The organism is Streptomyces apricus (genome assembly GCF_008369065.1).
Taxonomy (GTDB): Bacteria; Actinomycetota; Actinomycetes; order Streptomycetales; family Streptomycetaceae; genus Streptomyces; species Streptomyces apricus.
This window is the reverse complement of the sequence record NZ_VDFC01000015.1, coordinates 220,990-231,486: the sequence shown is the minus strand read 5'-3', so window position 1 is coordinate 231,486 and position 10,497 is coordinate 220,990. Positions and strand designations below refer to the sequence as shown.

Annotated in this window: 9 protein-coding genes; 5 read left to right on the top strand and 4 right to left on the bottom strand. The window is 73.7% G+C overall.

Annotation, left to right across the window (positions count from 1 at the left end):
- Positions 1-618 (top strand): PucR family transcriptional regulator (locus FGF04_RS06050; RefSeq protein ID WP_188113978.1); only part of this gene is annotated, 618 nt, incomplete at its 5' end.
- A gap of 228 nt (positions 619-846) precedes the next feature.
- Positions 847-1,605, top strand: a complete 759-nt coding sequence (locus FGF04_RS06045; protein WP_235882203.1) for a hypothetical protein — start codon at positions 847-849, stop codon at positions 1,603-1,605.
- A gap of 87 nt (positions 1,606-1,692) precedes the next feature.
- Here FGF04_RS06045 and FGF04_RS06040 read toward each other — a convergent pair whose 3' ends face one another.
- On the bottom strand, positions 1,693-2,418 hold the full coding sequence (locus tag FGF04_RS06040; protein ID WP_235882202.1) for a GntR family transcriptional regulator: 726 nt from the start codon (positions 2,416-2,418) through the stop codon (positions 1,693-1,695).
- A gap of 142 nt (positions 2,419-2,560) precedes the next feature.
- Here FGF04_RS06040 and FGF04_RS06035 point away from each other — a divergent pair, with 142 nt between their 5' ends.
- Complete coding sequence (locus FGF04_RS06035) at positions 2,561-3,550, top strand: (2Fe-2S)-binding protein (protein ID WP_149510179.1); 990 nt, start codon at positions 2,561-2,563, stop codon at positions 3,548-3,550.
- Between the two features lie 323 nt (positions 3,551-3,873).
- Positions 3,874-4,908 (top strand): DUF2637 domain-containing protein, encoded by a 1,035-nt coding sequence (locus FGF04_RS06030; RefSeq protein ID WP_149510178.1) that lies wholly within the window; start codon positions 3,874-3,876, stop codon positions 4,906-4,908.
- Between the two features lie 50 nt (positions 4,909-4,958).
- On the opposite strand, the gene FGF04_RS06025 is transcribed toward FGF04_RS06030, so the two are convergent.
- Positions 4,959-5,459 (bottom strand): ATP-binding protein, encoded by a 501-nt coding sequence (locus FGF04_RS06025; RefSeq protein ID WP_149510225.1) that lies wholly within the window; start codon positions 5,457-5,459, stop codon positions 4,959-4,961.
- A gap of 741 nt (positions 5,460-6,200) precedes the next feature.
- On the bottom strand, positions 6,201-6,875 hold the full coding sequence (locus FGF04_RS06020; RefSeq protein ID WP_149510177.1) for a hypothetical protein: 675 nt from the start codon (positions 6,873-6,875) through the stop codon (positions 6,201-6,203).
- A 408-nt stretch (positions 6,876-7,283) separates the two neighbouring features.
- On the opposite strand from FGF04_RS06020, the gene FGF04_RS06015 reads away from it, so the two are divergent.
- Positions 7,284-8,693 carry a helix-turn-helix domain-containing protein gene (locus tag FGF04_RS06015; RefSeq protein WP_235882201.1) on the top strand — a complete coding sequence of 470 codons (1,410 nt, stop codon included), beginning with the start codon at positions 7,284-7,286 and terminating at the stop codon, positions 8,691-8,693.
- Between the two features lie 24 nt (positions 8,694-8,717).
- Here FGF04_RS06015 and FGF04_RS06010 read toward each other — a convergent pair whose 3' ends face one another.
- Positions 8,718-10,460, bottom strand: coding sequence for a pyruvate dehydrogenase (locus FGF04_RS06010; protein WP_149510175.1), 1,743 nt, complete (start codon positions 10,458-10,460; stop codon positions 8,718-8,720).
- Positions 10,461-10,497: the final 37 nt, after the last annotated feature.

Sequence of the window (10,497 nt, the reverse complement as noted above, 5' to 3'; positions counted from 1 at the left end):
GTCGACCCGCTGTCGTCGGGACCCGAGCCGTCCGACCGGATCGCGGTCGCCCACCTCGGTGACGAGGCCGTCGCGCTCGTACCGCTGCCGGCCGTCTCCTCCGAGCACGACGGCTCGGAGACCGGACTGCTCGCCGACGCGATCCTGGAGGCGGTGCGCGAGCCGCTGTCGGCGGGGCTCGACGGCGACGGGCGGCTCACGCTCGGCGTCAGCGCGGCCGTGCACTCGGCGGAAGGGCTGCGCGGCGCGCTGGAGGAGGCCCGGCACGCGCGCCGGGTGGCCGCGGCGCGGCCCGGGCGGGTGTGCGCGGCGGGCCATCAGGAGCTGGCGTCCCACGTCCTGCTGCTGCCGTTCGTGCCGGACGACGTGCGCCGCGCCTTCACGGCCCGGCTGCTGGACCCGCTGCGCGAGTACGACCACCGGCACCGCGCCGAGCTGATCCCGACCCTGGAGGCGTTCCTCGACAGCGACGGCTCCTGGACCCGGTGCGCGGCCCGGCTGCACCTGCACGTCAACACACTGCGCTACCGGGTCGGGCGTATCGAGCAGTTGACGGGCCGGGACCTGTCCCGGCTCGAAGACAAGCTGGACTTCTTCCTGGCGCTGCGGATGAGCTGAGGTCAAGGGGGTGCGCGCGGCGTCGTCCCAGGTGCCCGGCCCGGCCGGGCCTCCGGGGCGGCACCGGGTGCCGTTCCCGCCCCGCGATCTCCCCCCGCGCTCCGTCCCACGACTTTGTGAAATCCTTCACCCACCCCCTTGGCCGGGCGCGATGATTCGTGCTGAGATGCCGCCACCACTCAACAGCTCAATGGTGTGCTCGGGGAGGGCAACGTGGCGCATTCCGCCATGTCTGGTCACGGAACGACTTCAGGAGACGATCCCCTCCAGACCGCGATATGGCGGTTGCGCTCGCGCGCCTGCTGGGTCGACGCGGCGGCGCTCCTCGAACCGCGCACGGCGGCCGCCGCCCTGCAGCGGGCCTCGCTCCTCGTCGAGCGGTGCCTCTACACCGAGCAGGGCTGGGCGGAGGCGGAGGACGCGCTGCGCACGGCGGAGGCGCTGGCCCGGAGCGACGACGAGCGCGGGGCGGCCGCGTGCGAGCGGGGGCAACTCGCGTACGCCTCCACGCTGCTCACGGTGCGGGACCGCGCCGACGAGGCGCGGGCCGCGCTCGGACGGGCCGCGGCCCTGATCCCGCCGGACGCGCGGGGCCGGGCGCTGCTGGACTTCCGGCGCGGGCTGCTCGCGGAGAACCTGGCGCACTCCCCGCAGTCGGCGCGTGCCGCCTACCGCCGCGCCCACGCGGGCGCCACCGCGCACGACGACCCGCTGCTCCTCTCCTTCACCTGGCGCCATCTGGCCGGACTCGCCCTACGCGAGGGCGAGTTGGCGGATGCCCGGCACGGCTTCGGCGAATCCCTGCGGATCCGCGAGGAGTTGGGCTACCTGGTCGGTACGGCCCCGGCGCTGGTGTCCCTGGCCGACGCGGAGACGGAGCCGGAGGCGTCGCGCCTGCGGGCGGAGGCGGCCCGGCTGTTCCGCCTCCTCGGCGGCGTCCCGACCTGGCTGGCGGACCAGCTGGCCCCACCGGCGGCCACGGCCTGAACCCTCCGGGTACGGGTACGGGGGCGACCCGAACCTCACGGGCTCGGGTGCGGGTCGGGCCGTACGGGTCCGGGCCGCCCGGTGCCGTCAGCCGGTCGCGAAGTGCTTGCGCACGAGCGACTCGGCGGTGGCGACGTCCTCGGCGGCCAGGGCGTCGAGGAGGGCCGTGTGCTGGGCGGCGTCCGCGAGGAGGTCGGCGCGGGTACGGCGGGCGGGGGCGCCGGCCAGGGGCCACTGGGCCCGGCGGTGCAGGTCGTCCGCGAGCTGCACCAGCTGGCGGTTGCCGGAGAGGGCGAGGACCGCGGCGTGGAAGACGCGGTCGGACTCGGCGTAGCGCGCGTGGTCACCGGTGGACGCCGCCGCCATGGTCGCCTCGGCGAGCGGACGCAGCTCCGCCCAGCAGGGGGCGGCCACCGTACGGGTCAGCCGCAGCATCACCGGCATCTCGACGAGCCCCCTGATCTCGGCGAGCTCGGCCAGTTCGCGGGCACCGCGCCGTATGACCCGGAAGCCGCGGTTGGGCACGACCTCCACCGCGCCCTCGGTCGCGAGCTGCTGCATGGCCTCGCGCACCGGGGTCGCCGAGACGCCGAAGCGCTCGCCCAGCGCCGGGGCGGAGTAGACCTCACCGGGGGCCAGATCGCCCGCGACGAGGGCGGACCGGAGGGCGTCGAGCACCTGCCCGCGGACGGAGGCCCGCTGGATCACGGGCCTGGGAGCCGCGGAGGCGAAGGCGGGACCGGCCAGAGGGACGGAGGTGGGTACGGGGGCGGAAGCGGGTGCGACCGAGGGCGCGGTACGCGCCTCGGGCACCTGGAGCCCGTACGACGCCGCCAGCCCACCGGGACCGTCCGGGCCACCGGGCGCGCCGCGCGTGCCGGGCTCGCCGGAGCACCTCGTCCCTATCGGGTAAGGTAAGCCTTACCTGGTCGATGATCACGAACGGAGCCCCCGCATGCCCGCTCCCGCCCCGGCCGAGACCGCGCTCCGTGCCGTCGCGCACGCGGCTCCGTACTCGCCCCTCACCGAGGCGTACGCGCGGATGACCGAGGTGTTCCCGGCCCTGGGGGTGACGGAGCTCGCCCCGGGCGAACCGGCCCCCACGGGCGACGGGCGGTTCCCCGTCGCACGGCTCGCGGAGGCGGGCGCCGACCTCGACGCCTTCCTCGCCTGGGACGACGAGCAGGTGCTGGCCGACCACGGCCGCCGGGGCCGCCCGGACGTGATAGCCGGCTTCGGGCTGCACCGGTACGCCTGGCCGGCCTGTCTGCTGATCACGGTGCCGTGGTTCGTGCTGCGCCGCGTCCCGCGCTTCCCCGTAGAGAACGTGACCTTCGAACGCATGCCCGGCCGCATCGCGGTACGGGTGGGCGAGTTCGCCTGCCTGCCCGGTGATCCGGCGGCCGCGCTGCCCGGCGCCCGCGTCGTCCCGGACGAGGAGGCCCTGCGCGCGGAGGTACGGGCCGCCGTGGCCGAGCACCTCCAGCCGGTCCTGGACGGGTTCGGTCCGCGGACGCGGCGCCGGGGCCGCGCCCTGTGGGCCCTGGTGACCGACGAGGTCGTCGAGAGCCTCCACTACGTGGCCGGCCTCATGGGCGAGCAGCAGCGCGCGACGGCCGAACTGGAACGGCTGTTCCCCGGCACCACCCTGCCGTACGTCGGCACGGCCGGCTTCCGCGAGGTGACCGGCCCGAACGGCGCCTGCCTGCCGACCCGCGACCGGGCCAGCTGCTGCTTCTACTACACCCTCGACGCCGAGGACACCTGCGCCAACTGCCCGCGCAACTCCGAGGCCACCCGCATCGCCAAGCTGACGGCCCAGGCGGCCGAAGCCACCGCAGCCGCCGAAGCCGCCGCGGCGGCTGAAGCAGCCGAAGCGGCCCGGGCAGCCGCGGCGGCCGAGGTCGCCGAAGCGGCCGGGACGACGGTCCGGTCCGCGGCCTGAGCCCCGCTCCGGGCACCCCATAAACATCACGTAAGATCAACTCGGCGTCGCTCCGGGCACCTTGGCCGCGGAAGCGGCCGCCCGGATAACGACTGCTTCACAAAACCCTCACCCGTCACAAGAACTTTCCGTGGAACCACCCGTAAGGGTAATGTAAATCGAACTCAACTCTCGCTCCTCAAGCGGCAGTTCGAGGAGAATGCCGCCCACGCGCATCCCCTTGCACTCTCTTGGCGGCCTCTTGCCCCGAAACCCCCTGAGGACCCACGGGATTGGGCCACTATGACGGGCGTTACGCCCTATCCCAATGCAAGGGACCCCAGATGAGACTGACCGACATATCGCTGAACTGGCTGCTACCCGGCGCCGTGCTGCTCCTGGGCCTGCTGGCGGCGGTTGCGGTGCTCGCGCGTGGCAAGCGCGCCGGGGAGAAGAGCCAGACAGAAGACTCGTGGGAGCGCTCGGAGGAACGCCGCAGGCGCAAGGAGGCCGTCTACGGCACCGCCTCCTACGTGCTGCTCTTCTGCTGCGCCGCGGTCGCCGCCGCACTCTCCTTCCACGGCCTGGTCGGCTTCGGCGAGCAGAACCTGAACCTGTCCGGCGGCTGGCAGTACCTGGTGCCGTTCGGCCTGGACGGCGCGGCCATGTTCTGCTCCGTGCTCGCGGTGCGCGAGGCCAGCCACGGTGACGCCGCGCTCGGCTCCCGCATACTCGTGTGGACGTTCGCCGCTGCCGCCGCCTGGTTCAACTGGGTGCACGCCCCCCGGGGCATGGGCCACGCGGGCGCCCCCCACTTCTTCGCCGGCATGTCCCTGTCGGCCGCAGTGCTGTTCGACCGCGCGCTGAAGCAGACCCGCCGCGCCGCCCTGCGCGAGCAGGGCCTGGTGCCCCGGCCGCTGCCGCAGATCCGGATCGTACGGTGGCTGCGTGCCCCGCGTGAGACCTACGGCGCCTGGTCGCTGATGCTGCTGGAGAACGTGCGCAGCCTGGACGAGGCCGTCGAGGAAGTGCGTGAGGACAAGCGGGAGCGGGAGCAGAACCGGCTCCGCCGCCGCGACCAGGAGAAGCTCGACCGCGCCCGCATCAAGGCGATCACCCGCGGCCACCGCGGCATGATCGGCCGCGGCGGGCGTCAGGCGGAACTCCAGCCGGCCCAGGCGGCCCCGCAGGCCGCCGCGGAGCCTGCCATATCAACGCCGGAACTGCCCCAGCGCGCCGCCCGACCCTCGTTGCAGCCCGTCCGCCGCAACGGTGAGTCGGCGCCGGTCGACCTCACCGCGGAGGACGACACAATGGCCCTTCCCCGGCTCGACTCGCTTGAGCGCAAGCTGAAGGACCTGGAGCAGCAGTTCGGCTGAGCCGGACCCGGGCCGCACGACGGTCCGACTCCGGACGGGGGCGCGGCAGTTCATGCCGCGCCCCCGTCCAGTTCGAACCACACCGCCTTCCCCACGCCGTGCACGCGTACGCCCCAGGCGTCCGCCAGCGACTGCACCAGGACCAGGCCCCTGCCGTGCGTGCCGTCCCGTACGTCGGGCACCCGCAGCCGCGGCCTGCGTGCCTCGAAGTCCCGTACCTCCACGTGCAGTCCGCGCGGACCGACGGTGGCTGTCACCACCGCCTCCCGGTCGGTGTGGACGAGCGCGTTGGTCACGATCTCGCTCGTCAGCAGCTCCGCGGTCTCGGACCTGCCGGGCCTCCCCCACTGGGCGAGCAGGTCCCGCATCGCCCTGCGGATCTCGGGCACCGCCCGCAGGTCGCAGCGCGGCAGCCTGCGCCTCAGGTGCGAGGAGTCCTGCTGGTCTGGCGTGTCGTGTGCCGTGTCCTCCACGGCCGTGGCCGTCTTCACCGTCTCCGCCGAGGAGGCCCCGGATAAAACGGGACCGCCTCCTCGTGCATACCTGTTCATGGCCCCCGCCGTGCGTCGGTACCCCTCCTGCTCGAACACGTTCACGGGGATGCATGCCCCGCCCGCGACGGCGGCAGTCATGCGGGATCCTCAACTGCGGTTCATGGGCGCGTCGTTGTCCTGTGCCGGGGGCGGCCGTCCAGCGGCGGGACGCCCCCGCGCGACGTCGCGGGAGGCCCTGCGGGCGGCGGGCCGCGGGGCCCTGGCCGGCCCGCCGTGCTGCCGTGGGACGGGGGCCGTACGGTGGTCCGTCGTGCGGCTCCCCGCCCCGGCGGTCCGGGAAAGCCCTGCTCGACGTACGGGTTCCGCTTGGCGCCCGCAGCGCCTGCGCGGGGGTGGGGCGCCGGGTCCGGCGGTGCGGTCCGGCCGGTCCCTCGTTCCGCGCCGCGCCGTGCCGGTCGCGGGCCCGGCACGGGACGGTTCGGTCCGCGCAGCAGACGGCCCGGGACAACTGCCGTGCGGGACGGCGGCGAACCGGCCGTGGTGAACCCCCCAGGGCTTGGGACGCCTGTGCGCGGGACGAGTGCCGGCGCTCGCCCCGTCCGCCGACCCCCGTCTGCCGCACCGGCCGTACGCGAGTCGGTCGGCGGGCCGGCCGCGGGCCGTGGCCGTGAGGCCGTCGTCGTGGTGACGGCGGTGACGGCGCTGGTGACGGTGGTGGCGGTGGTGGCGGTGTGCAGCAAGGGTGGGGCCGCCCTCTCGACCCCCGTGGCGTGAGGGCGGCCCCGGCTCGTGCGCCGGTCAGCGGAGCTTGTCGACCGCCGTGGTCGTCGTCTTCTTGAAGGCCTTCACGGGCGCGTCGGCGAAGCCGCCCAGCTGCGCCCACCGGACGACGGTGACGGTGCGGCCGTCCCGGCCCACCGAGTAGAGGGCGATGTCACTCGCTCCCCAGGAGGTCCCGGTGTGCAGCCCGTGGACCCGGGCGCCCTCCTCGACGGGCAGCGTGCCGTAGTCCTTGTACGCGGCCTCGACCTCGGGGTCGCTCTGCTCGGCCCTGGCGGCGCAGGCCCGGATCTCCTTGTTCAGCCGTGTGGCCAGGGCATCGGCCTTGACGTTGCTGCCGACCACGAAGGTGAGCTGCTGGGCGTTGGTCTCCAGGTCGGTCCGGAAGTCCCGGTAGGAGGAGTCGTAGCCCGGCAGCACGTCCTGGAGGCAGAACACCAGCTCGTCGGGGACGCCGGGCGTGACCTTGCCCGCGGTCCAGGCGGACGTGGGGTGCGGGGGCAGCTGGGAGGCCGACAGGAACTTGGGCGCCGCGGCCTTCGCCGTGACGATCGCGGCGGCCTTCGCCGGAACGTCCGTCGTGGCGTTCGTCGTGGCGCCGGCCGGGCCGGCGAGGGCCGTGCCCACGGCGAGGGCCGAGGCGGCGAGGGTGGTGAGGATGGTGAGCGCCACGGTCCGCGTGTGCTTGGTCATCGGGTGTCCCCCTGGTTCTGCGTGTTGCACGTTCTGTCTGTACGACGGTCTGCGTGCCTGTTTGTATGACGGTTTGCTTGTACGACTGTGTGTATGACGGGCTGTGTGCCTGACGTTCCGCGTGCATGCCGGACTGCGGGCACGGCGGGGCCGTGCGCAGGTGCATGGGTGTGGGTGCCGCCGCGGACGCCCGTCGTGGGCTGCCGCCGGCCGGTCGGCCCGGCGGCGGTCGGTGCGACACCAGAAGCATCAGCCGTCACTCGGGCCCTGCGCAACCGGCGAGGCCGTTTCCCCGGCGATGGAACCATCCCATCCCTCCTGACGTGCAGGTACAGGGAGTGCCTGGGATGCTCTTCCGGGACGGGACACGGCCCTGCGGGCCGGGACGACGACGAGTACGGGGGAACGGTGTCGACTCGGGACGACGACGTCGAGGAGTTCGCGGCACTGCTGAGACGTCTGAAGGGGCGGACGGACCGCAGTTACGGCGCGCTGGCCCGCCGGGTGAGCATGAACACCTCGACACTGCACCGCTACTGCGCCGGTGACGCGGTACCGGTCGACTTCGCCCCGGTGGAACGGTTCGCCGTGCTGTGCGGGGCGACACCGGAGGAACGGCTCGAACTGCACCGCCGCTGGATCCTGGCGGTCGCGGCCCGGCAGCGACCCCGTACCCAGGCGCCCCCCTCGGAGAGCCCGGCGCCCGAGGTCCCCGAGACCTCCGAGACCCCGGGGGTCGCCGAGGCACCTGAGACCTCCGCGGCCCCGGAAGCCGCCGAAACCACCGAAGTCCCCGAGACCCCCGACGCCCCCGACGACGGTCCGCGGGTCGGCGGGGCCGCCTGGTACCGCCGGCGGCTGACCGTCACCGTCGCCGCGGCCTCCGCGCTGATCGTCACGCTGGGCGCGCTGTCGGCCCTCTCCCTCGGCGGGTCGTCCGACGGCGCCTCCCGGACCGTCGGCCCGTCCACGGCGACGGACCCCCCGGCCACCCGGCCCCGCCCGCCGGCGAACCCCTCCGCCGGCAGGACCGGCTCGCCCCCGGCCGATGACTCCACCGCCGGGGTCTCCGGGAGCGGCACGCCCCCGGAGGACGCGAAAAGATCTCAGGGCTCTGAGGGGGCGAAGGGCTCGAAGGGCGCGGGGAGCTCCGGGGGCTCGGGGAACACGAAGGCGAACGGTGGCGGATCCGCCGCCCCACCGCTCACCTGGACGGCGAACTCGCAGGCCTGGAACCTCGGTTGCGGCCACGACTACGTCATCCGCAAGGACCCCTCCGAGGTCCCGCCGCCCCCGGCCCCGCAGGACGCCGGGACCTGGGCGGCGACCCAGGGTGCCGTGCACGGGCGGGACACCAACGTGGAGATCTCGGTGCAGGGCCGGAGCTCCACCGCCGTCGTCCTGACGGCGCTGCGGGTCCGGGTGACCGGCCGCACCGCGCCCGTCCCCGGCACCGTCTACGCCATGGACCACGGCTGCGGCGGCTCGATCACCCCGCGCTCCTTCGCCGTGGACCTGGACAAGGACCGGCCGATCGCCCGCTCGGTCCCCGGCAACGACGCCGGTACCCCGATCCCGGCGGTGCGCATGCCCTACCGGGTCTCCGCGACGGACCCGGAGGTGCTGCTGGTCACCGCGCGGACGCAGACCTGCGGCTGCTCCTGGTACCTCGAACTCGACTGGTCCTCCGAGGGCCGCACCGGCACGGTCCGCATCGACGACCGCGGCAGCCCGTTCCGCACGAGCGCCATCGGGGGCCTGCCGCGCTACTGGTACGGCACGGAGGGCGCGGAGCGCCGCTGGGTCCCCGCCGGCTGACGGCCCCGTGAACCCCGCACCCGCTTACGGCCGGGGCACGTTGCGGAGGTTGGAGCGGGCCATCTGGAGCATGCGGCCCACTCCCCCGTCGAGCACGATCTTCGACGCCGACAGGGCGAAGCCGGTGACCATCTCCTTGCTGATCTTCGGCGGGATGGACAGGGCGTTCGGGTCGGTGACGACGTCGACGAGCGCCGGGCCCTTGTGCCGGAAGGCGTCCTTGAGTGCGCCCGCGAGCTCCTTGGGCTTCTCGACGCGCACGCCGTAGGCGCCGCAGGCCCGGGCGACGGCGGCGAAGTCGGGATTCGTGTTGGCCGTCCCGCACGAGGGCAGTCCCGCGACCAGCATCTCCAGCTCGACCATGCCGAGCGAGGAGTTGTTGAAGAGGACGACCTTCACCGGCAGGTCGTACTGGACGAGGGTGAGGAAGTCGCCCATCAGCATGGCGAATCCGCCGTCGCCCGACATCGAGACGACCTGCCGGCCGCGGTCGGTGAACTGGGCGCCGATGGCCTGCGGCAGCGCGTTGGCCATCGAGCCGTGCGAGAAGGAGCCGATGATGCGGCGGCGGCCGTTGGGCGAGATGTAGCGGGCCGCCCAGACGTTGCACATACCGGTGTCGACCGTGAACACGGCGTCGTCGGCGGCGAGTTCGTCGAGTACGGAGGCCACGTACTCCGGGTGGATCGGGACGTGCTTGTCGACCTTGCGGGTGTAGGCCTTGACGACCCCTTCGAGGGCGTCGGCGTGTTTCTTCAGCATCTTGTCGAGGAAGCGGCGGTCGCCCTTGGGGCTCACCTTCGGGGTGAGGCAGCGCAGGGTCTCCTTCACGTCGCCCCACACCGCGAGGTCCAGCTTGGAGCGCCGGCCCAGGCGCTCGGGCCGCACGTCGACCTGGACGATCTTGACGTCGTCGGGCAGGAAGGCGTTGTACGGGAAGTCGGTGCCGAGCAGGATCAGCAGGTCGCACTCGTGGGTGGCCTCGTAGGCGGCGCCGTACCCGAGGAGCCCGCTCATGCCGACGTCGTACGGGTTGTCGTACTGGATCCACTCCTTGCCGCGCAGGGCGTGCCCGACCGGGGACTTGATCTTCTCGGCGAACGCCATGACCTCGGCGTGCGCGCCCGCGGTGCCGCTGCCGCAGAAGAGGGTGACCCTGTCGGCCTCGTCGATCATCGCGGCGAGCGCGTCGATCTCGGTGTCACCGGGACGCACGGTGGGACGCGAGGTGACGAGGGCGGTCTCGGCCGCCCCGTCCGGAGCGGGCTCGTCGGCGATGTCGCCCGGCAGCGTCACCACGCTCACGCCGCCCTGGCCGACCGCGTGCTGGATGGCGGTCTGCAGCAGCCGCGGCATCTGCCGGGGGCTGGAGATCATCTCGCTGTAGTGGCTGCACTCGCGGAACAGCTGGTCGGGGTGGGTCTCCTGGAAGAACCCGAGGCCGATCTCGCTGGAGGGGATGTGCGAGGCGAGGGCGAGGACGGGGGCCATGGAGCGGTGGGCGTCGTACAGGCCGTTGATGAGGTGCAGGTTGCCCGGGCCGCAGGAGCCCGCGCACGAGCCCAGCGCGCCGGTGACCTGGGCCTCGGCGCCCGCGGCGAAGGCCGCCGTCTCCTCGTGCCGGACGTGGATCCAGTCGATGGCGGAGCTGCGGCGGACGGCGTCGACCACCGGGTTGAGGCTGTCGCCGACGACCCCGTACATGCGTTTGACGCCCGCGCGGACGAGGATGTCGACGAACTGCTCGGCGACGTTCTGCTTGGCCATGGGTCACACGCCCTTTGCTGTCGTTCGCCGTCATGGG